Genomic DNA, 21,745 nt, shown 5'->3' with positions numbered 1-21,745 from the left:
CCCATCGGCCTGGGGACGATGACCGAGCTGCGCAATGTCGAGCAGGAGCTGGACCGGTTCCGCATCCGCCTGATCGTGGCCGCGCTGGTGGTGCTGTGCTGCTTCGGACTGCTGGTGGCGCGGCTGTTCACGCTGCAGGTCCTCAAGTTCGATGAACTCACCACGCGCGCCGAGAAAAATCGCATCGCCGTGGTCCCGATCGTGCCCAACCGTGGCCTCATCGTCGACCGCAACGGTGTCGTGCTGGCCGACAACTACTCGGCCTACACGCTCGAGATCACCCGCTCCCAGCTCGAAGACGACCTGGAGCAGGTGATCGACCAGCTCGCCGAAGTGGTCGAGATCCAGCCGCGCGACCGCCGCCGCTTCAAGCGCCTGATGGGCGACTCCAAGAGCTTCGAGTCCATCCCGATCCGCACCAAGCTCAGCGACGAGGAGGTCGCGCGCTTCACCGCCCGGCGCTACCGCTTTCCGGGTGTCGAGATCAAGGCCCGCCTGTTCCGCAACTACCCGTTCGGGGAGATTGGTGGCCATGTGCTGGGCTACATCGGCCGCATCAACCAGCGCGAGAAGGACGACATGGCCGAGTGGTCCGACGAGGACCAGGCCAACTACCGGGGCACCGACGTGATCGGCAAGCTCGGCATCGAGCAGCGCTATGAGCGCGAGCTGCACGGCACCACCGGCTTCGAGGAGGTCGAGACCAGCGCCGGCGGACACCCCGTGCGCCGCCTGCGCTCCGAGCCCGCGACGCCCGGCAACACCGTGCGCCTGTCGATCGACATCAAGCTGCAGGCGCTGATCGAGGAGCTGTTCGGCAAGCGGCGTGGCGCCCTGGTGGCCATCGACCCGCGCAACGGCGAGGTACTGGCCTTCGTCAGCATGCCGGGCTTCGACCCCAACCTGTTCGTCGGCGGCATCGACCAGGACTCGTGGAAGGAACTCAACGAGTCGCTCGACAAGCCCATGCTCAACCGTGCCCTGCGCGGCACCTACCCGCCCGGTTCCACCTACAAGCCGTTCATGGCCATGGCCGCGCTGGCCACCGGCAAGCGCACGGCCGGGCAGACCATCCTCGACAACGGCTCCTTCATGTTCGGCAACCACCGCTTCCGCAGCCATGGCGACCATGGTCTGGGGGCGGTGGACATGGCCCGCTCGATCGTGCAGTCGAGCAACGTCTACTACTACTCGCTGGCCAACGAGATGGGCGTGGACCTGATCCACGACCAGATGGACCTCTACAGCTTCGGGCGCAAGACCGGCATCGACCTCGAAGGCGAGTCCACCGGCGATCTGCCCTCGACCGAGTGGAAGCGCAACAAGTACAAGCGCCCCGAGCAGAAACGCTGGTACGCGGGCGAGACGATCTCGCTGGGCATCGGCCAGGGCTACAACAACTTCACCATGACGCAGCTTGCCTCCGCGATGGCCACGCTGGTGTCGGGCGGGCTGCGCTTCGAGCCACGGGTCGTGCGCGAGATCGAGAACGTCGTCACCCGCGAGCGGCGCACTGTGTCCTCGCAAGCCGTCGAACCGCTGGCACTCAAGCCCGAGCATGTCGCCGTGATCAACCGGGCCATGCACGGCGTGACCCAGACCGGCACCTCGACCAAGGTGTTTGCCGGTGCGGCCTACGCCAGCGGTGGCAAGACCGGCACCGCCCAGGCGGTCGGCGTGCGCCAGAACGAGAAGTACAACGCCGCCAAGCTCGCCGACTACCAGCGCGACCACTCGCTCTACACCGCCTTCGCCCCGCTGGACGAGCCACGCATCGCGCTGGCCATCATCGTCGAGAACGCCGGCTTCGGCGCCGAAGCGGCCGCCCCGATCTCGCGCCGGGTGCTCGACTACGTCATCTCCGGCATCTACCCGACACCGGCAGACATTGCGCTGGTGCAGAAGGGCCAGGGGTCGGCACCGATCGAGCCGGGGCTCCCGATGGCCAGCGTGCCGCTGCCCCCCACCCGGGGCGCAGGGCTCGATGCCCAGGCCGCAGCAGCCTCTGCCGCCGCGAGTGCCATGGGCTTCCCGTCCGCGTCCGCATCTGCGGCCTCCGCCCCAGGCATGGCCTCTGCGGCTTCCGGCGTGGTGCTCTCTCCGCTGGCGCCGTCCCGGCCACGGCTCTGGGTGCCACGCCGCACGCCCCCCGCGTTCCCCCCGACGCCCGCCTCCATGCCCGCCATGCCCGCCACCCCACGCTCACCATGATCCTGCAGTCCTCGTTCGGGCAACCCACGCTGTGGCAGCGCGTGCGGCCATGGTTCAGCGGCTTCGACCCGCTGCTGCTGCTGGCCATCTTCTCGCTGGTCACCATCGGGCTGGTCGCCATGTATTCGGCCGGCTACGACAACGGCGCACGCTTTGCGCTGCATGTGCGCAACATGGTGCTGGCAGGGGTCGTGTTCTTCGTCGTCTCCCAGGTGCCGCCGCAGCGGCTGCTGACCCTGGCCGTGCCGCTCTACACCGTGGGCGTCATCCTGCTGGTGCTCACGGCGCTGTTCGGCATCGACCCGACCCACAAGGGCGCACGCCGCTGGCTCAATGTCGGCATCGTCATCCAGCCCAGCGAGATCCTGAAGATCGCCACGCCGCTGATGGTCGCCTGGTGGTTCCAGCGCCGCGAAGGCCGCCCCCGCACCAGCGACATCGTGCAGGCCCTCGTGCTGGTGCTCGTTCCCTTCCTGCTGGTGGCCAAGCAGCCCGATCTCGGCACCGGACTGCTGATCTTCTTCGCCGGCTTCTTCGTCATCTACTTTGCTGGACTGTCCTGGAAGGCGATCCTGCCAGTGTCCGTGGTCGGCATTCTCGGGATCATCGCCGTCGTGCTGGCGGGGCCGACGATCTGCGAGCCGGGCGTGGACTGGCATGTGCTGCACACCTACCAGAAGCACCGCGTCTGCACCCTGCTCGACCCGACCCGGGATCCGCTGGGCAAGGGCTTCCACATCATCCAGGGCATGATCGCCATCGGCTCCGGCGGCATCACCGGCAAGGGCTTCATGAAGGGCACGCAGACCCATCTGGAGTTCATCCCGGAGCGCACCTCGGACTTCATCTTTGCCGCCTACTCCGAGGAGTTCGGTCTGATCGGCGTGCTGCTGCTGATCAGCTGCTACAGCTTCCTGATCCTGCGCGGCCTGGTGATCGCCTTCGAAGCCCCGACCACCTTCTCGCGACTGCTGGCGGGCGCGATCACGATGAGCTTCTTCGTCTACGCCATGGTCAACATGGGCATGGTCAGCGGCATCCTGCCCGTGGTCGGCGTGCCGCTGCCCTTCATGAGCTATGGCGGAACGGCGATGGTGACACTGGGGCTGTCGCTGGGCATCCTGATGTCGATCGCGCGCTCACGCCGGCTCATGCAGAGCTGAGTCACCGGACGGCGCCGCCGGCTCGGGTGGCGCGGCACGGCGCAGGCGGATCGTGAACCGCGCCCCCGGCCCCTCGCCCGGCGACACCTGGCCCGGTGCCCTGGCATCGTCCAGCACGACCGAGGTGCCATGCTGCTGCGCGATCTCGGCGACGATGGCCAGCCCGAGACCGGAGCCATCGACGGTGGTGCCCAGCGCACGGTAGAAGGGCTGGAACACCAGATCGCGCTCGGAGGCGGGAATGCCAGGCCCCGAATCCTCGATCTGCAGCACCACCACCTGCCCGAACGGATCCGGCACGACACGCACGGTCACCGTGCCGCGCCGGGGCGTGTAATGCAGCGCGTTGTCGACCAGGTTGGTGATCAGCTCGCGCAGCAGCATCGCGTGTCCCAGCACCAGCATGTCCCGCGGCCGGCGCAATCCGCTCGGAATCTGCGTGTCCGGCCCTTCGAAGCCAAGGTCGATGCCGGCGTCCAGCGACCGCGGCACGAAGTCGCGCACCACGTCGGTGGCCAGTGCCTCCAGATCCACCTCGTCACGGGCGACCGTACCGGCCTTGGCATCTGCACGGGCCATCGACAGCAGCTGGTTGACCATGTGCGCCGCACGCTGCGAGGCATGCGCCATCTGGGCCAGCGAGGCCTTCATGACCGCAGGATCGCCCTGGCCGGCGTCGATCTCGCGCGTGGCCAGCTCGGCCTGCATGCGCAGACCGGCCAGCGGCGTCTTGAGCTGGTGCGCCGCATCGGCCAGGAAGCGCTTCTGCGTCACCAGCGCGGACTGCTGGCGCTCCAGCAAGTCGTTGATCGACTGCACCAGCGGCGAGACCTCCTCCGGCACCTCGTGCACGTCGATTGGCGAAAGGTCATCGCTGTCACGCTCGCGGATGCGCTGCTGCAGGGCATTGAGCGGCGCGAGCCCCCGCACCAGCGCCAGCCACACCAGCAGCACGGCCACCGGCAGGATCACGAACTGCGGCAGGATCACGCCCTTGATGATCTCGGTGGCCAGCCGCGAACGCTTGGTCAGCGTCTCGGCCACCTGCACCAGCACGGCCCGCTCGCCCGGGCCTGCGCTGACCCACTGGTAGGCCACACGCACGCTGTCACCGTGCACCTCGTCGTCGCGCACATGCATCTCGCCCAGCACCCGGGGCGTCTCATCCGCCGGCAGCATCAGATCACGGTCGCCGCTGACGAACTCGCCGCGGGGCCCCAGCACCTGGTAATAGACGTTGTCCACCTCGTCGGCGCGCAGCATCCGGGCGGTCTCGCGCGACAGGTCGAAGTAGACGCTGTCGCCGCGCACCTCCACCCGCTGCGCCAGCGAGCGCACCGACTCGATCAGCGCCCGGTCATACGGGCGGCTGGCAATGCCCTGGGCCGCCAGCCAGGTCAGCGCCAGACTCATCGGCCACAGCAGCAGCAGCGGCGCGAGCATCCAGTCCAGGATCTCGCCGAACAGCGATCGCTGCTCGCGCCGGCGCGATGCCCCCTCAGGCAGCGGCGATCTTCTCAAGGCAGTAGCCCAGCCCCCGCACCGTGGCGATGCGGATTGGTCCCTGCTCGATCTTCTTGCGCAGGCGGTGGATGTAGACCTCGATGGCGTTGTTGCTGACCTCTTCGCCCCATTCGCACAGCCGCTCGACCAGCTGGTCCTTGCTCACCAGGCGACCGGCGCGCTGCAGCAGCACCTCCAGCAGGCTCAGCTCGCGTGCCGACAGGTCGATCATCTGCTCGTTGATGTAGGCCACGCGACCCGTGGCATCGAAGGTGAGCGGGCCATGCTTGATCAGCGCGCTGGCAGACCCCAGGCCACGCCGCGTCAGCGCTCGCACACGGGCTTCGAGTTCCTGCAGCGAGAACGGCTTGGCCATGTAGTCGTCGGCACCAAGGTCCAGGCCCTTGACCCGCTGCTCGATGCTGTCCGCGGCCGTCAGGATCAGCACCGGCACCGACGATCCGCGCGCGCGCAGCTTCTTCAGCACCTCCAGACCATGCAGCTTCGGCAAGCCCAGGTCCAGTATCAGCATGTCGAATTCGTGGGCGGCCAAGGCGGCGTCGGCCTCGGAACCGTTGCCTACATGGTCGACGGCGTATCCTGCAGAACGCAGGCTGCGCAACAAACCGTCGGCCAGAATCTGGTCATCTTCAGCGATCAGGATGCGCATGGCGTCTGTCTCCTCAATACCCCTGTGGACGGGGGCTTGGCCGTGATTGTAGAAAGACCGGCCCTGTACCGCATCGGTACAGATGCCATGCCGGGACACATGCGCCCATGCTCACCAAAAAAACTGTACAAACATCCAGCTTTTGACATAATGACCCATCCACCCAGGAGAATTTCGATGGACGCTCCGAGCAAATCCAACCCGAACAGCACCGCCCTCAGCACCGAAAAAGCCAAGGCCCTGCAAGCCGCACTGGCCCAGATCGAGAAGCAGTTTGGCAAAGGCTCGATCATGCGCCTGGGCGAAGGCGAGGTCGTCGCGGACATCCAGGTCTGCTCCACTGGTTCGCTGGGGCTGGACATCGCGCTCGGTGTCGGTGGTCTGCCACGCGGCCGTGTGGTCGAGATCTACGGCCCGGAGTCCTCGGGCAAGACCACGCTGACGCTGCAGGTGATCGCCGAGATGCAGAAGCTCGCCGGCGTCTGCGCCTTCATCGACGCCGAACACGCGCTGGACGCCCAGTACGCCCAGAAACTCGGCGTCAACCTGCAGGACCTGCTGATCAGCCAGCCGGACACCGGCGAGCAGGCGCTGGAAATCGTGGACGCGCTGGTGCGCTCGGGCTCGGTCGACCTGATCGTCGTGGACTCGGTCGCGGCACTGACCCCCAAGGCCGAACTCGAAGGCGAGATGGGCGACTCCCTGCCCGGCCTGCAGGCCCGCCTGATGAGCCAGGCCCTGCGCAAGCTCACCGCCACGATCAAGAAGACCAACTGCATGGTCATCTTCATCAACCAGATCCGGATGAAGATCGGCGTGATGTTCGGCAGCCCCGAGACCACCACCGGCGGCAACGCCCTGAAGTTCTACGCCTCAGTGCGCCTGGACATCCGCCGCGTCGGCTCCATCAAGAAGGGTGAAGAGGTCATCGGCAGCGAAACCCGCGTCAAGGTCGTGAAGAACAAGGTCGCGCCTCCGTTCAAGACCGCCGACTTCGACATTCTCTATGGCGAGGGCATCAGCCGCGAAGGTGAAATCATCGACCTGGGCGTCACGGCCAAGATCGTCGACAAGTCCGGCGCGTGGTACGCCTACAAGGGCGAAAAGATCGGTCAAGGCAAGGACAACTCGCGCGAATTCCTGCGCGAGAACCGCGATCTGGCCCACGAAATCGAGAACCGCATCCGGGAATCGCTGGGCGTCAGTCTGCTGCCCGGCAGCAGCAACGAGCCGGCTGGAGCCGGGGATTCGAAGGGCAAGGGCAAGGCGTGACCGCATGGCCACAGCAAGGCCTACGCTCAGTCTCAAGGGACGGGCACTGAAGTACCTCGCCGCACGTGAGCACTCGCGCAGTGAACTCATCCGCAAGCTCGCCCCACATGCCGAAGATCCGGCCGAAATCGACCGTGTGCTGGACGAGTTGCAATCGCGTGGCTTTTTGAGCGAGGAACGGTTTGTGGCCTCGGTGGTCCACCGCAGGGCAACGGGCCATGGCGCCGCACGCATCCGCCGAGAACTCAGTCTCAAGGGCATCACGGCGGAGCAGATGCGTGACACGCTGGAGGCGTTACAGCCCAGCGAGCTGGCACGCGCCCATGCCGTGTGGGCTCGCCGGTTCGGCACATTGGCCACAGACCCACGTGAACACGGTCGCCAGGTGCGATTCCTGATGGCACGGGGCTTTTCAGGCGACGTGGTACGACGGGTACTCAAGGGCGAAGGCGCGGATCCGGACTGAGCGGCCGCCGCGCGGTACATGGCGGTTACCACGCATGTGGTTGCCGCAGTGCACCATGCTAAAGTCTTCGCGCTTCGGCATCGACGCCGAACGGGCGCCCACTGCTGCGCGCCACCTCCACGCCATGCAGTCCCGCATCGTTCCCATCCTCCCCAAGAGTTCAACCCGATGAAGATCCACGAATACCAAGGCAAGGAAGTCCTGCGCCAGTTCGACGTGCCGGTGCCGCGCGGCTACCCGGCGTTCACGGTGCAGGAGGCGGTGGAAGCCGCGCAGAAGCTGGGCGGCCCGGTGTGGGTCGTGAAGGCACAGATCCACGCGGGTGGCCGCGGCAAGGGCGGCGGCGTGAAGGTGGCCAAGAGCCTGGACGACGTGAAGCGTCTGGCCGAGCAGATCCTGGGCATGCAGCTGGTGACGCACCAGACCGGCCCGGAAGGCCAGAAGGTGCGCCGGCTGTACATCGAGGACGGCGCGGACATCCAGAAGGAGTTCTACGTCTCGCTGGTCACCGACCGCCAGTCGCAGAAGGTCGCGTTCATCGCGTCTTCTGAAGGCGGCATGGACATCGAGGAAGTCGCGCATTCGACGCCCGAGAAGATCATCACCGAGGTGATCGACCCGCTGACGGGTCTGGGCGCCGAGCAGGCCGAGAAGATCGCCCGCGCGATCGGTCTGGAAGACGTGTCGATGGCGCAAGCGGTCGGCCTGTTCCAGAACCTGTACCGCTGCTACATGGACACGGACGCCTCGCTGGTCGAGATCAACCCGCTGAACCGTGATTCGAAGGGCGGGCTGATCGCGCTGGACGCGAAGTTCAACTTCGACGCGAACGCGCTGTTCCGTCACCCGGAGATCGTGGCCTACCGCGACCTGGACGAGGAAGATCCGGCGGAAGTGGAAGCCTCGAAGTTCGATCTGGCCTACATCAGCCTGGACGGCAACATCGGCTGCCTGGTGAACGGCGCCGGTCTGGCGATGGCGACGATGGACACCATCAAGCTGTTCGGCGGCGAGCCGGCGAACTTCCTGGACGTGGGCGGTGGCGCCACGGCCGAGAAGGTGACCGAGGCGTTCAAGATCATGCTGAAGAACCCGGAGGTCAAGGGCATCCTGGTGAACATCTTCGGCGGCATCATGAAGTGCGACACCATCGCCGAGGGCGTGATCGTGGCGTGCAAGGCGGTGAACCTGTCGGTGCCGCTGGTGGTGCGCATGAAGGGCACGAACGAGGATCTGGGCAAGAAGATGCTGGCCGAGTCGGGCCTGCCGATCATCGCGGCCGACACGATGGCCGAAGCCGCGACGTCGATCGTCGCAGCCGTCAAGTAAGCCCAGCAGCACAAGGAACACAGACATGAGCATCCTGATCAACAAGGACACCCGCGTCATCACCCAGGGCATCACGGGCAAGACGGGCCAGTTCCACACGCTGGGCTGCCAGGCGTATGCGAACGGCCGAAACGCCTTCGTCGCGGGCGTGAACCCGAAGAAGGCGGGCGAGAAGTTCGCCGACATCCCCATCTACGCCAGCGTGAAGGAAGCCGCGCAGCAGCAAGGCGCCACCGTCAGCGTGATCTACGTGCCGCCGGCGGGCGCGGCCGCGGCGATCTGGGAAGCGGTGGAAGCCGACCTGGATCTGGCGATCTGCATCACCGAAGGCATCCCCGTGCGGGACATGCTGGAAGTGCGCAACAAGATGAAGGCCAAGGAAGCGGCCGGTGGCAAGAAGACGCTGCTGCTCGGCCCGAACTGCCCGGGCCTGATCACGCCGGAAGAGATCAAGATCGGCATCATGCCGGGTCACATCCACCGCAAGGGCCGCATCGGCGTGGTGTCCCGCTCGGGCACGCTGACGTATGAAGCGGTGGCGCAGTTGACCGAGATCGGTCTGGGCCAATCCAGCGCGGTCGGCATCGGCGGCGACCCGATCAACGGGCTGAAGCACATCGACATCATGCGGGCGTTCAACGACGACCCGGACACGGACGCGGTCATCATGATCGGCGAGATCGGCGGACCCGATGAAGCCGAAGCGGCGATGTGGTGCAAGGCGAACATGACCAAGCCGATCGTGGGCTTCATCGCCGGCGTGACCGCGCCGGCCGGCAAGCGCATGGGCCACGCCGGTGCGCTGATCTCCGGTGGTGCCGACACGGCGGATGCCAAGCTCGCCATCATGGAAGAGTGTGGCTTCACCGTCACGCGCAACCCCTCCGAGATGGCCAAGCTGCTCAAGGCGCTGCTGAAGTAAGCCAGTCCGCTAGGCGGGCCGGGCAAGCCGGTCGCGCATGAAAAAGCCACTCCGAGGAGTGGCTTTTTTGCATCCCATGCCCAGGCCCATGACCCGTGCATGGCCCGCACCGTCGATCAACCGTGGCCGATCGCCTTGTCCTTTTGCATGTCGATCTTCGGCGCGGTGCGCACGCTCAGCCACATCGTGAACGCCAGAATGCCGATCACCGCGCCGAGCGAGGCGAACACCGGGATCTTGACGATGTCGATCAGCAGCATCTTGGTGCCGATGAAGGCCAGGATGACCGCCAGACCGTAGCTGAGCAGGTGGAACTTCGTCGCCATCGCCGCCAGCAGGAAGTACATCGCACGCAGACCCAGGATGGCGAAGATGTTCGAGGTCAGCACGATGAAGGCATCGTCGGTGATCGCGAAGATCGCCGGGATCGAGTCCACCGCGAAGATCACGTCGGTGATGCCCACCAGCGCAATCACCAGCAGCAGCGGCGTGGCAATGCGCTTGCCGTTCTCGACGGTGAAGAACTTCTCGCCGTCAAAGTTCTTGCTGACCGGCAGCACGCGACGCAGCAGCTTCAGTGCCGGGTTGCTCTCCAGGTCCGGCTCCTGGCCAGCGGCCCACCACATCTTGATGCCGGTGATCAGCAGGAACGCGCCGAAGAGGTACAGGATCCAGTGGAACTGCGAGATCAGCCAGGCCCCCACCAGGATCAACACCGTGCGGAGCACCATCGCCCCGATGATGCCGATCATCAGCACCCGCTTCTGGTACGCCGGCGGCACCGCAAAGTAGGTGAAGATCATCAGGAAGACAAAGATGTTGTCGACCGCGAGCGACTTCTCGATCAGGTAGCCGGTCAGGAATTCGAGTGCGCGGGTGTTGGCGATCTCGGTGCCATGCTCGCGCCAGGTGGCCCACCAGAGCAGTCCGTTGAAGGCGAGGCTCAATGCCACCCAGACGATGGACCATTTCACCGCCTCGGGGACGGTCACCTCATGCGCACCCTGCCGGCGCAGCACGACAAAATCAACAAAAAGGGCAAGCGCGACCACCGCCCCGAAAAACAGCCACAGCCAATCTGGCGCCATTGTTTGCATGAGACCACTCCAATCCGGTTATTCGAAGAGAACAGAGGATGGCGAAGTGGCTGCTTTCGGCGCAGAACGCGATTGTCGGGCTCAACCCAGGACAACCACCTCGCACCGAAAGGTCTTGCGGGGGGCTGTGGCGACAGGCATCACGCACAGAGCTCCTGCGAACCCGGATGAGCTGCCGTGATGGCGACAGTCACCGTACTGACGGGATACGCGATGGCAGGGCGCCATCTGCTACTCCCCTTTCGATCCCGGCATTCTGCACGGCAGGACATATTCCCCACAAGCAAAGTGGAATTTCGAATGCCCTGACAAGCCGTGACGGAGGTCACAATTTACCACGACCCGTGTATGCTCGCGCGCATGGTCAAACTGCTTGCACGCTGGTTCCTCCTGGCCGCGGCCCTGCTGCTGACGGCCCATTTCTACCCCGGCATCCAGGTCCAGGGATATGGCGCCGCGCTGGTGGCAGCGCTGATCCTGGGGCTGCTGAACACGGTGCTGCGGCCGGTGCTCATCGTGCTGACACTGCCGGTGACCGTCGTGACACTCGGCCTGTTCCTCTTCGTCGTGAACGCGATGGTGTTCTACAGCGCAGCGTGGCTGCTGCCGGGTCTGCAAGTGGTCAGCTTCGTCGCAGCGTTGGTTGCCTCGCTGCTGTACAGCGTCTGCGGCATCATCATCGACACGGTGCTGGAGCGTGTGTTCGACGACAACTGACCCAGGCGGCCTCCATCCGCATCAGGTCAGTTCTGCGAACCGTTGCGCTCCTGCTCCATCTCGACGCGGCGCTGCTGCTCGATCACCTTCAGGCGCGACTCGATGATCACCCCTTCCATTGACTCCACCGCCCCGCTGCTGCGCGCCAGCCGCTGACCCGCGCGGAGGCGATCGACCGCGCCCGAGAGATCGCCCTGCGCAAACCGTGCTTCGGCATGCGCGCGCAAGGCAGCGAGCGGCACCCCCAGACGCTCGTTCACCTGCGCCAGCGCCAGCCAGGCACCCGCATCGTCCGCATGCAGCACCACCCAGGTCTGGAGTTCCTCGCGGGTGCGGGACACCAGGGCAGCCTCGGAGCCGGGCAGCGCCGCCAGCCGAGCGCCCAGCAGCAGACCCGCCCGCGAGCCATCCAGCACCCCGATCGACAGCACCCGCGCCGCCTCGACCGCCTGCCCGCGCTCCAGCAGCGACTCGACCTGCAACACCTGCACCGCGCGCAGCACCGCCTCGCCCTGCGGAGTGGCCAGCGCGCGCGCGCGGGCCAGCGCGGCATCGGCCACACGCCAGTCCTTCAGCCGCGTGGCGGCAATCGCTGCAGCGCAGGCCGTGGCCAGGGCCTGGGGCGTCTGGGCGGCAGCCGCGGCAGTGGGCACACCGCCACCCGACAGCCGGGTCAGCGTCTGCGTGCGGCCATCCATCCAGGCGCGTGCCCGTCCCTGCATCGCGGCATGCAGCCACTGCGCCGAGGCTGCTGCGGCCTTGCGGTCGGCGCCCGTGCCCAGCCGGCCACGCGCCTCGGCAATCCGCTCGCTGGTGAGCGGGTGCGTGCGCAGGTAGGGGAACTGGCCGGAGTCGTTCAACCGCGACGCGAACTGCATCTGGTCGAACATGCTGGCCATGCCATCCGGTGCGAATCCCGCAGCGTCCAGCACGCCAAAACCGACCCGGTCCGCCTCGCGCTCCATGTCGCGCGAGAAGTTCAGCTGGCCCTGCACGGCCGCGGCCTGCCCGCCCACGATCACGGCATTGGCCGCGTCCACATTCTGGCTGCGCGACGCCGCCAGGATGCCCACGATCATCGACGCCACGCTCAACATCGACTGCCGCCGGCTGCTCGCCATGTTGCGGGCGATGTGCCGCTGGGTGATGTGCGACAGCTCGTGGGCGAGCACGGCCGCGAGTTCATCACGCGAGCTGGTCAGCGCGATCAGGCCCAGGTGGACCCCGACATAGCCGCCCGGCAGCGCAAAGGCGTTGATCGAGCGGTCCCGCACCAGGAAAGCCTGCAATGCAAAATGGGTCTGCTGGTCATCGGAGAGATCGCCCCGCGCCCGGGCTGCGACCAGCAGCGGCTGCCAGAGGCTGTTCAGGTAGTCCTGCAGCAGCGGATCATCCAGCCAGTCCGGATCCCGCCGGATCTCGCGCATGATCCGGTCGCCCAGCCGACGCTCGGCGCCGACCGTGAGGTCCGCCGCCGCCGCGTCCCCGAGCGCAGGCAGCGTCGATTGCGCCTGCACCGCCGCCGACAGCCCCAGCGACAGGGGCGCCACGGCCAGCGCCGCGGACAGCACAGCCCCCCACACCGGCCAGCGCCGGGCACCATGTCGTCGAGCAACAGAACAGGAAGCGGTCATGGCCTGCCCGCCGGGGGCGGGAGAAGCAACGGGGCTGCGTATGATGCCCGCTCTGTGTCACCCCTGTGTAAATCCCTGCTGAGCGGATCCGACGCCCGATGAACTCTCCCCTGACCCACTTCGACGCCCACGGCCAGGCCCACATGGTGGACGTGGCCGAGAAACGCGAAACCCACCGCGTCGCCACCGCCACGGGCACGATCCGCATGCTGCCGGCCACGCTGGCGCTCATCACCCAGGGGCACGCCAAGAAAGGCGACGTGATCGGCATCGCCCGCATCGCCGCCATCCAGGGCGCCAAGCGCACATCCGACCTGATCCCGCTGTGCCACCCGCTGCCGATCACGCGGGTCGCGGTGGCGTTCGAGATCGACGAGGCCGCCTCCGCCGTGCACTGCCAGGCGACCGTGGAGACGCTGGGCCGCACCGGCGTCGAGATGGAAGCGCTCACCGCCGTGCAGGTCGGCCTGCTCACCATCTACGACATGTGCAAGGCGGCCGACCGGGGCATGACGATGACCGACGTGCGCCTGCTGGAGAAGCGCGGCGGCAAGTCGGGGGACTGGGTCGCAGAGTGAATCTGTTCCTTCGTGCTTCTCGCATTGGAGCACCAAAGGAGCATGGTCACAAGCGTTCCTGACACTCCTCGAAAATGAGGACCACAAGGGGGACTGTGCCATCGCTGGGACAGTCCTGCCCACCTTCTACCAGGCTGTCCGGCTGGCGCTGGTCCCCCCGATCTCTGCCAGGCTGTCCGGCTGGCGCTGCCTCACCAGGCTTCTGCCAGGCTGTCGGGCTGGCGCTGGTTCACTCGACCTCTGCCAGGCTGTCGGGCTGGCCCTGTAACCCCGACTGGCGCTGATTGGCTCGAACCCTGCCGCCTGTTGGCTGGCGCTGGCCGAAAACTTGCCCCGAGTTACATGAATCCTAGGGCTTGAGTTACACGACTTCGGGGGGTGACAAGCTCATTACTAGCGATAACCTTCACTTATCGCTAGTGATAAATCGACCCGGTACCACCTCAAACCTGCAACCCGCTGCCTTTCACCGGGCTGTGCGCCCACCTTTCCAGGCTTCCGGCTCGCTGCCCTCCCCCTTCGGTCTCTGCCAGGCTGTCGGGCTGGCGCTGGTCGTCCCCGACCTCTGCCCGACCTCTACCAGGCTGTCCGCTCACCCTTTGCCAGGTGACGGGGTAACTTTCTGTTCCTGCGCGCTGTTCCCGGATCCACCACCCCCCAAAACGTCTCCGGCTTTTTTCCAAAATCAGGAACGCCATACCCTCCACCCACCCCTTCTCCGACCCGGTGCCGCCGGACCAGGCCACCGGCGCCCACAAGGCCATGCACCGCCCGACGTAGGCCAGGGCTTCCTCTGCTTCGGCCTCGTCACACACCCACACACTCACCGGGCGCCCCGCTCCACTCCACCCCCTCACCCTCAGAAGACCCCACCAGCGCACCACAGCGCCCCTCCGCTTCGGTGGCACCTTGCCCCTCAACCTTTCTGAAGCCGCGCGCAGGCGTCTGCCCTGCCAGCCCGAACGAGGGTGAAGGTTCGCGCGTAGGCCTGCTGTGCCTGAAGCGCGCCCCGCAACTCCCCGCGCCTGCCCCCCTCTCTGCCACGCGTCCTCGGCGAAGCGCGAAAGCGCTCCAACACGGTAGCGCCGGGCGAGACGGCCAGCGCCTCGGGACGCCGGGCTTTCAGGCTTCGACCTCTGGCGCTGGATGCGCAGGCCATCGGCAAGGCTTGCCCCGTGCGCCTGCCCTACCGCTCCCACACACCAGCCAGGTTGTCCAACCCCGCACCCCTGGCAGTGTGCGAGCCTGCGGGCTTGCGCCCCTTTCCGTTGGTTCCATTCGTTTCTCTCTCTTTTCGGAGGGACAGAGGGACAGAGGACAGATATGACCCTTACGTGGAGAAAACACGTAACAAGACGTACACATTTTCCCCAAGAGGCCGGGACTAGTCCATCTAGTCCCTTAGTCCCTCCACAGGTTCAGGCCGTCAGGCCTACCACGTTCCAAACCGCCGGCCTGTGGCCAGTCGCCCCCACAGCTTCAGCCACCAACAACCCTTCACGCCGATCTTTAACCATCCCGAGACTCGAAGCGGGGCTTGGCTTTCCCCCTATATCTCGGTCAACGACTCCCACACGTCCCGCGCGTCCCCTCCTTCTTTGCCCCTTCCGTAACCAGGCGAAAGCCTCCGCCCGTAATACCCCAGATCCTTTCTTCGGCCAGTTCTTCAGCCCTGAAGGAGAACGGCCGTCGTCCCACTTCCCCTCTGCGTCCGTTATCTGCAACATCGAGGCCGCAGGGTCGCCAATTTCCCCGAACGGGAGGCATCGTCAGACCTTCGCGGGCGAGCCACAGGACCAATTCCTGACCAGTCGTTCCATCCTTGAAGCCTCCCGCACACCCCGGCACACAGGGCGCCCGCGTCGAAGAGCACGCCAGACGATGCACGCCGCTTCCGCGACTCGCGCTGGTCCACGGCAGAGGTCACGGGGCAGAACCAAGGCTCGGGACGAGGACGCCCCGGCGTTGATCCGTATTTCAGCACACGCCGCAGAAGGTCAGCATCCAGACGCATTGTTCCCAGAGAACGCAACCAGCGCCCGAACCTCCCCTACCTTTCAGGCCCAGACACGCCTTATGATCCCGAGGTAAGGACCCAGACACTGACGCCGAACGGACCACCCCTAGGACTTTCCCAGAGGACCGTTCCAGCCCCCCCCCGCAACTCCAACAGCTTTCTTCCTTCTTCCTCAACAAGACCAGGACGACACGCCAGGCACTGCCCCTCAACAAGCGCCCCCAGTGCCGTCATCAGCTTTTTTCCCCACCCCTACAACTCATCACGACGACACCCGCGAACTCATCACGGGGCGACACAAGGCCGTGAAGACCGCTGCCACTCCCCCCCGCAGACGCTGGGCCCGAAACCTGACTTCGCAAAGGGCGCAAACACCACACCCACGCCCGGCGAACCTCTCCCAGACACCCCCGCTGCCTAAAACTCAGAACCTCACTCACCAAAAGACCCCGGTTTCTTCATCGAACCCTGACGGGGACGATCACCGCCACAGGGAACGCATAACCCCTTCACCGGGGAACACCCTCACCACTTCGCAAAACCTCCAACCCAGTTCTCCGTTCCCGTTCAAGTCCCCCACACTCGCCTTTCTTATTCATCTAAACCCCACGTGAAGTTCATCCCGCAACGTCCAGCACCGCACGCCTCCCACAAGGACCGGCTCCCCCCATTACCCATAAAACTTCACCACCCGACACACTCCACCAACCCCACCACAACCCCCCTACCCTTCCAACCAACCGACAACCCCCCCCACACCTCCACCCGATCGAACAAACACGGACGACGACACAGAAAACCGGCATCGCCCCCGCCCCGATGTTCAATTCATCGCACAACACCGTCTTCATCCATTTCCCTGTCGGCGGACTTCGCAACTGACAACTCGTCCGTCCATCGGGGTGAACAACGGCAGTTCATCCCAGCCTCCCCCGAGCTCCCTCAACCCCCGACCCAGTTTCCCTCCCGGAACATTGTCCCTCAGCATACCACCCCGCCACACCTCCCCTCAACTCCCACACGCGCCAGCCCTCCTCTCCCCTTCGCTCTTTGCTTCCTCCCCACGCCCTGTCCCCTTCCTTCCCTCAGTCGCCTCCCGCCTTTCACCATCCCCTCCAACAACCCCCCCTCCTCCCATCCCCCTCGCCCCCGTATCATCGCTTCCAAACCGCGTTCACACCCCCCACCCTCCCCCACTTCCCCTCACCCCTCCCCACCACCATCGCACACCTACCACCGGCCGTCCTCTCCTTCACAACTACAACCCCGCCCTCACCTCCGTCGGTCCCCCTCGGTCGTCGTCGTACGTAACGACGCCCAAGCTCCCACCACACCACCCCCACCGCAACCACACCAACAACTCCACATCTTCCCACTCAGGCCCCTTCCCCGGTGTCGTCATGTCGTACACATCCCACCTACACGGGCAAAGTTCTCCTTCTTCGGCAATCCCCGGTTCTCACGCTTCGCGGTATCACCTCCCCCCCATCACCGGACACGTTGACGGCTGTCGATCACGCTGTCCACCGTTCGGCGAGCTGGTGAACGTCTGCAAAGGCCCGGACCTCATACACCCCCCCCAACTCGCGCCGTGGTCTTCACCGCTACCATCCCCCTAACTCCACGTCTTCCCAACATCCGCGACACAAATCACTCCCCAGGGTATTCAGGCACTACTTCCCCTCGACAAGCGATATTTTACACCTTTCCTTATCCACTGCTCCGCCCCCCTCCACATCCTCAACTCCCACCAGCGGCTCCTTTCCAGCGGGAGCCGTGTCTTTCTGCTCCACCAAACCGCACCCTTCCCAGGTCAGCGACTTCTAAAGGTTCACCTTCCCGTAACTCGGCCTGCATCGAACTCCCCCTACGTTCATCCCACCGGCCACACCTTCGGCCAGTTCGTCCACCCCCCAATCCCATTCCCACCACCATAGAACCCGGTCCCGTCCTCCCGCTCACGCTCTCGACACCCACACCACCAACCCCTCGGCCCCTCGCCTTCTTTCTCACTAGCCTCGACACCGGCGACCCCTACCTTCGAGCAAGCGCCTTACTCTCCGGTGCTGTCTCGCCCTTAGGGTTGTTTACACCCTGGACCCCAGAAACTTCTTCTCCTTCCAACCCTTTTTCGGTGACTTTATCGGTGCCCCTCCCCCTCCGAATATACAACCACACCTCCACGTGCGACCTCTTAACGCAAAATTTCTCATTCCTTTAGGTGTTTCGTCAGCGGAGCTGCCAACAACGCGATCTCAATATTCCCAGGCGCACAAGGCCCGAACGTATTTTCTCCCGTATTCCAATAGCAACTCCGCACCAAATAACAATCCTTCCAATCTCCGAATACCTAATCACCCCCTATCAAGAATACAATCCTCCACCACCCACCATAATACCCGACTTTCCCGCACAGTATAAGTCTTCCTCACGCGCTCCATCTCCACTCATCAACCCCACATCGCGCACAACGGTACTCCCCCACTAACCATCAGCACCTCCCCGCACCATCCGCCATCCTCTCCTAGTCCTCCCTCGTCTCTTCAGTCACTCCACGGTCCCTTCCTCATCACTAAGAGTTATCTCGCAGTCTTCGTTTCCAATTCTTCACCCATCGAACTCGTTATCCCTCCGAGTGTTTTGTGCTCGTCTAGTCGTCTTCATTAGGTAGGTTCCGTTTCCCTGGGTTTACTCGGCTTTGTTCCGCTGGTATCTGACGGTTCAAAGAAACTCCCAGGTTGAAGGTGTGTATCAGTAGCATCTGACGGACTTTGTCCGCTTCAGCATCAACTCTCAAACAGCCAGCCTTTCCCATGCTCGCGTGTGTCCAGGCGTACCGCCGTCTCCGAAGTCCGGCAAGGCTTCGACCCCAAACGGCCACCGGGCGAAGCTTCCGCCCGGAAACCGCCCGGTGAAGGCTGTGGATATCTCCGCGCGCCCACAGGAACAAGGCGTGAACGCCCTTGTTCCTCGCCATCAACCACCACGCACGCAGCCAGCGCCTCAGGCGCCGGCACACCCGTGCGCTCCTTTTTCTGTCCCGCGTCAACACTCGCTATCCGCGTCCGCACAACAGTCCCCTGCGCTGCGGACAGACCAAGCCGAAACGCCAACCCCTCCACGCCCCGTTCTTCCCCTCAACGGCCAGTTCATCCGGTCCCCCTGCCCCTCTTCCCTCCCCTTCCTCCCCACCCCTCCCCCACCACCCCCACCCCCCCCCCGACTTACTTGCGGTCCTTCACGCCGCTCGCGCCACCAGTCCCCTGTCACTCCCCCCGGCTCGCCCTACCCGACCTAGGCGTAGTCGTCGCCCCTTCAGCCCCCCCCCCCTTTTTACTCCGCTGCTTCCCTGGCGCTCCTCCCTCTCCTTCTCCCTCCCCCTCCCGCACGCCCTCCACCTCCCTTCCTTCCTCCTCCCCACCTTTTCACCCTTTCTACTCTTCTCAACCCTCCCTTCCCCACCTATACTTCCCGCCCCCCCATCGCTCCTGTCCCACCTCCCCTTTATGGTGAAAGGAGCACGACAGGAGCAAAGAACCCACTACACAGCGCCACAGCGCCCACAGTCCCCCCGAAAGCCTTGTAAATCGAGGGCTTACAGGCCGACATGTGCAAGGCGGCCGACCGGGGCATGACGATGACCGACGTGCGCCTGCTGGAGAAGCGCGGCGGCAAGTCGGGGGACTGGACGGCCGACTGACTCAGGGCGAAGGCCGCAGGGCCTCGGCGGGCAAACCGGGGTCCGGCAGGCACTGGAACGGCGTGCCCCCTTCCTTGTCGCAGGCCGCGAACAGCTCCGTCGACAAGGGGTTGCGGAATTCACGCAGCCGCGCTGCCACATGGGTCGCTTTCTCGATCTCGCCGCGCGCCAGCAGCGCCCGTGCATAGGCCATCAGCAGCCGCGTGTCCGCCAGGTGGTAGAGCGGGCGCTCGAACTCGCTGAACACCTCCTCGGGCTTGGCCGCCATGGTCACGGACGCATAGTCGGCGTGGTGGCCCCACAGCACGCTGCGCTGCCCGCGGGCGATGCGCTCGGCCAGCGGCGCCGGCTCGGCCCAGGACAGCTCCGGCTCGAAGATGACGGCCACGCTGGCGTATTCCACGGTCGACCAGAGCGAGCCGGACAAGGCCACCGCCCCCGTCACGCACCAGACCGGGCGCCGGGCCGCCGCGAAGCGGGACTGCGGTGGTGGGTCCAGGCGGACCGGCGCCAGGCCCGTCAGCCAACCCGCCAGCACGGCCGCCGGCAGCAGGAAATACACGTACCACAGCGGATACTCCAGCAGGCTGTGCACGCCCACCATCGTCAGCATGAACAAGGCCGCGCGGGCACCGCGGGCGGCATCGTCATCGGCCACGGTCAACGCGGCACGGGCCCTCCACAGCGCCGCCAGCGCGCAGCCGAGCACCACCGCCGCCACCGGCACACCCGACTCGACCGCCAGTTGCAGCACGATGTTGTGCGAGTGGTCATAGAACGCGACCGGCCGCCCCGGGAACGGCGTCATTGACCAGATGAAGTTGTAGGCGCCCACCCCGACGCCGGTCCACGGATGGGCGGCGATCATGTCCCAGGTGTTCGCCCAGATCTTGCCGCGCGAGCTGCTCGGGTCGCCGTGCAGCGTCTTCTTGAGCTGGTCTTCGCCGTAGAACATGACGCCGTGCGCCGAGAGCCACTGCTCCAGCCCCCACCAGCTCAGTGCGTACAGCGGCAGCATCGCCACCAGCAGCCAGCGCACGGGCTTGGGCAGGCGCCGGTCCAGCGCGCCCCACAGCGCCAGCAGCAGCACGCCCACCAGCCCCGTGCGCGAGGCGGTCAGTGCCACGCCGAACACCAGCACTCCCAGCACCACCGCCAGCACCTTCAGCGACTGGCGCTCGCGCACCGCCAGCCAGACGGCTGCCGCCGCCGCCCATAGCAACAGCGTGGAGAGCTGGTTCGGCTGGCGCATGTTGCCGATGGCGCGGCCAGCGATGGTGGGGAAGGAAATCAGGCGGCCGTCGGCCAGTTCGGGGCGGAAGACCTGGACGACGCCGACCACGACGCTCAGCAGGCCGGCCACCAGCAAGGCGGTCATGAGCGGCGTGACCCAATCGCTGAGCCGGCCCGCCCGCGTTGCGGCGGCGGTGGCGTGCATCAAGGCCCCGGCCAGCACCAGACAGGCCAGTGGTGCCAGACGCTGGCCCCACGGCGCGCTGGAGGTGAGCGTGGCCGCCACCAGCAGCGCACCGGCCAGCAGCAACAGCTTGGTGGACGTGGAGGCGGGCTGCGCGGCGAGACTCGGCCGTGCGGTCAGCGCCCAGACCAGCAGCCAGACCCCGCAGCCGCCGAAGGCCACCACCTGGTTGAAATAGGTCGAGGTGGGCGGTGCACTGCCGGCGATCAGGAAGGGAAATGCGACGGCCAGCAGGGCCAGCGGCAGGAAGGAGACGGGGGGGTGGGCGGGCGCGGTCATGGGTAGCAGATCATAGCGAGGCCACCGTGCGCGCCCCTGAAACGACAAATGCGCCCGAAGGCGCATTTTTTCTAGAGTTAACTCGCTATCAGCTGCGGCACTCGGATGGCACGTACTTCTTGTCAGTGGTGGTGGTGCATTTCCAACCCACAGGAGCACCCGCGGTGATGGTAGGCGTCAGGACCAGCACAACACTGGCAGCCTTAGCCGTCATGGTGACCGTGATGACGCCGGTAGCCGCCGCACATGCAAGCGAGTCCACTTGACCAGCCTTGGTCACGTTGGTGCCGAGACAAGCGTCATCGGGCATGGTCCCACCATTGTTGGAGATATTTTCCGTGACGGTTGTTTTGATGCCGCTGGCAAGGCTGAGCCCTTCGGAGACACGAGCACGAACCGTGTAGTCCTGATACGCCGGCAGCGCCACGGCGGCCAGAATGCCGATGATGGCGACGACGATCATCAGTTCGATCAGCGTGAAACCTTGTTGAACTCGCTTCATGGTGCTTCCTGCAATGGGTGGGTGAAGATACTTCCACTGTGCAGGGGCCGTGCCAGCCCTGAATCGCGCAGAAACATCCCGAATCACCCGCAATTGGCTGGTCCGTGCGACAAGAATCGGCGCCTGGCAAGCCCGCCACTGCCAAAAATTGTCACTTCCACGGCCAGACAAACCGGATGCGTCACCCTTGTTCACGGGGGTAACCGCC

The 21,745-nt window shown here is 65.5% G+C and carries 14 protein-coding genes and 1 pseudogene; 9 read left to right on the top strand and 6 right to left on the bottom strand.

The window, feature by feature from the left end:
- The first annotated feature begins 18 nt into the window (after positions 1 to 18).
- Together mrdA and rodA are read left to right on the top strand one after the other, a co-directional pair.
- Positions 19 to 2,211, top strand: a complete 2,193-nt coding sequence (gene mrdA, locus U5O44_RS02805) for a penicillin-binding protein 2 (RefSeq protein ID WP_322587106.1) — start codon at positions 19 to 21, stop codon at positions 2,209 to 2,211.
- A 2-nt stretch (positions 2,212 to 2,213) separates the two neighbouring features.
- The gene (gene rodA, locus U5O44_RS02800; protein WP_322587105.1) at positions 2,214 to 3,374 is read left to right on the top strand and encodes a rod shape-determining protein RodA; all 1,161 of its coding nucleotides are present in this window, start codon (positions 2,214 to 2,216) and stop codon (positions 3,372 to 3,374) included.
- Here rodA and U5O44_RS02795 read toward each other — a convergent pair.
- Both U5O44_RS02795 and U5O44_RS02790 read right to left on the bottom strand, forming a co-directional pair.
- Positions 3,351 to 4,817 (bottom strand): sensor histidine kinase, encoded by a 1,467-nt coding sequence (locus U5O44_RS02795; protein WP_322587104.1) that lies wholly within the window; start codon positions 4,815 to 4,817, stop codon positions 3,351 to 3,353. The genes rodA and U5O44_RS02795 overlap by 24 nt on opposite strands.
- 55 nt (positions 4,818 to 4,872) lie before the next feature.
- Positions 4,873 to 5,547 (bottom strand): response regulator transcription factor, encoded by a 675-nt coding sequence (locus tag U5O44_RS02790; protein WP_310463234.1) that lies wholly within the window; start codon positions 5,545 to 5,547, stop codon positions 4,873 to 4,875.
- Between the two features lie 177 nt (positions 5,548 to 5,724).
- On the opposite strand from U5O44_RS02790, the gene recA reads away from it, so the two are divergent.
- The 4 genes from recA (at position 5,725) to sucD (ending at position 9,536) form a co-directional block, all read left to right on the top strand.
- Positions 5,725 to 6,819, top strand: coding sequence for a recombinase RecA (recA, locus tag U5O44_RS02785; RefSeq protein ID WP_322586935.1), 1,095 nt, complete (start codon positions 5,725 to 5,727; stop codon positions 6,817 to 6,819).
- 4 nt (positions 6,820 to 6,823) lie between these two features.
- Positions 6,824 to 7,285 carry a recombination regulator RecX gene (recX, locus tag U5O44_RS02780; protein ID WP_322586934.1) on the top strand — a complete coding sequence of 154 codons (462 nt, stop codon included), beginning with the start codon at positions 6,824 to 6,826 and terminating at the stop codon, positions 7,283 to 7,285.
- A gap of 168 nt (positions 7,286 to 7,453) precedes the next feature.
- Positions 7,454 to 8,614: an ADP-forming succinate--CoA ligase subunit beta gene (sucC, locus tag U5O44_RS02775; RefSeq protein ID WP_322586933.1), complete on the top strand. Its 1,161-nt coding sequence runs from the start codon at positions 7,454 to 7,456 to the stop codon at positions 8,612 to 8,614.
- Positions 8,615 to 8,639: 25 nt separating this feature from the next.
- Positions 8,640 to 9,536, top strand: a complete 897-nt coding sequence (gene sucD / locus U5O44_RS02770) for a succinate--CoA ligase subunit alpha (RefSeq protein ID WP_322586932.1) — start codon at positions 8,640 to 8,642, stop codon at positions 9,534 to 9,536.
- A 116-nt stretch (positions 9,537 to 9,652) separates the two neighbouring features.
- On the opposite strand, the gene U5O44_RS02765 is transcribed toward sucD, so the two are convergent.
- Positions 9,653 to 10,633, bottom strand: a complete 981-nt coding sequence (locus U5O44_RS02765; protein WP_322586931.1) for a TerC family protein — start codon at positions 10,631 to 10,633, stop codon at positions 9,653 to 9,655.
- Between the two features lie 360 nt (positions 10,634 to 10,993).
- On the opposite strand from U5O44_RS02765, the gene U5O44_RS02760 reads away from it, so the two are divergent.
- On the top strand, positions 10,994 to 11,350 hold the full coding sequence (locus U5O44_RS02760) for a phage holin family protein (RefSeq protein ID WP_322586930.1): 357 nt from the start codon (positions 10,994 to 10,996) through the stop codon (positions 11,348 to 11,350).
- A gap of 26 nt (positions 11,351 to 11,376) precedes the next feature.
- Here the strand turns inward: U5O44_RS02760 and U5O44_RS02755 are convergent, their stop codons facing one another.
- On the bottom strand, positions 11,377 to 12,984 hold the full coding sequence (locus U5O44_RS02755; protein ID WP_322586929.1) for a M48 family metalloprotease: 1,608 nt from the start codon (positions 12,982 to 12,984) through the stop codon (positions 11,377 to 11,379).
- Positions 12,985 to 13,082: 98 nt separating this feature from the next.
- On the opposite strand from U5O44_RS02755, the gene moaC (U5O44_RS02750) reads away from it, so the two are divergent.
- Together moaC (U5O44_RS02750) and moaC (U5O44_RS02745) are read left to right on the top strand one after the other, a co-directional pair.
- Positions 13,083 to 13,562: a cyclic pyranopterin monophosphate synthase MoaC gene (gene moaC, locus U5O44_RS02750; RefSeq protein ID WP_322586928.1), complete on the top strand. Its 480-nt coding sequence runs from the start codon at positions 13,083 to 13,085 to the stop codon at positions 13,560 to 13,562.
- A gap of 5,621 nt (positions 13,563 to 19,183) precedes the next feature.
- Positions 19,184 to 19,279, top strand: a pseudogene (gene moaC, locus U5O44_RS02745) (cyclic pyranopterin monophosphate synthase MoaC); the annotation flags it as partial.
- A gap of 1 nt (position 19,280) precedes the next feature.
- On the opposite strand, the gene U5O44_RS02740 reads toward moaC (U5O44_RS02745), so the two are convergent.
- Positions 19,281 to 21,035 carry a PglL family O-oligosaccharyltransferase gene (locus tag U5O44_RS02740; RefSeq protein ID WP_322586927.1) on the bottom strand — a complete coding sequence of 585 codons (1,755 nt, stop codon included), beginning with the start codon at positions 21,033 to 21,035 and terminating at the stop codon, positions 19,281 to 19,283.
- 88 nt (positions 21,036 to 21,123) lie between these two features.
- The gene (locus U5O44_RS02735) at positions 21,124 to 21,537 is read right to left on the bottom strand and encodes a pilin (RefSeq protein WP_322586926.1); all 414 of its coding nucleotides are present in this window, start codon (positions 21,535 to 21,537) and stop codon (positions 21,124 to 21,126) included.
- Between the last annotated feature and the right edge of the window lie 208 nt (positions 21,538 to 21,745).

Origin of the sequence: Sphaerotilus sp. (assembly GCF_034519685.1) — a bacterium.
Classification (GTDB): Bacteria; Pseudomonadota; Gammaproteobacteria; order Burkholderiales; family Burkholderiaceae_C; genus Sphaerotilus.
The sequence above is the reverse complement of the archived record's forward strand: the minus strand, read 5'-3'. Positions and strand labels throughout refer to the sequence as shown.